The organism is Mesorhizobium sp. WSM4819 (assembly GCF_055811215.1).
Map to the genome: position 1 here is coordinate 1 of NZ_JBVVQO010000092.1, position 771 is coordinate 771.

Annotated in this window: 1 protein-coding gene; it reads left to right on the forward strand. The window is 59.9% G+C overall.

Annotated elements, in window-relative coordinates:
• Positions 1-771, forward strand: a 771-nt coding sequence (locus AC0L18_RS32370) for an IS110 family RNA-guided transposase (protein ID WP_473495740.1), incomplete at both ends; no start/stop codon positions are given.

Below are 771 nucleotides of genomic sequence, written 5' to 3' on the forward strand. Positions count from 1 at the left end.
TCGATCTGGCAAAGAACGTCTTTCAGCTGCACGGGGCGGCAGCTGATGGATCGGTTGTGTTCCGCAAGAAGCTGTCGCGCCTGCAGTTTTGCAAGTTCATGGCGAGTCAACCGGCATGTGTCGTGGCGATGGAAGCGTGCGGCAGCTCCCACTACTGGGCCCGTCAGATGGCTCGGCTTGGCCATGAGCCAAGACTGATTGCCCCGGCCTATGTCAAACCGTTCGTCAAGCGGCAGAAGAACGACGTCGCAGATGCGGAGGCGATCGTCGAAGCAGCGCAACGACCGACAATGCGCTTTGTCGAACCGAAGACCAAGGAGCAGCAGTCCCGGGCTATCGTGTTTCGCACCAGAGAGCAGTTTGTGAATCAGAGAACCGAATTGGTGAATGCGCTGCGCGCGCACCTCTATGAGTTCGGTTATGTTGCTCCGCAAGGCATCGGCCACCTGCCACGTCTGGCAGAGATCGTCGAGGACGAGAGCGCAGACCTGCCGGATCTGGTCCGTGACATCTGCAGCGCTCTCCTTGACCAGATCGACCAGTTGAGCAGCCGGCTCGCGGCATTGAAGAAGACGATCGACACGCTGTCCAAGCAAGCTGCAACATCTCGGCGCTTGCAAACCATGCTCGGTGTCGGCCCTATCGCTGCCCTTGCCATTGAAACCTTTGCGCCACCGATGGAAGCCTTCAAGTGCGGTCGCGATTTCGCCGCCTGGCTCGGGCTGGTCCCTCGGCAGAAGTCGAGCGGCGGCAAGCAACGACTAGGGAAGG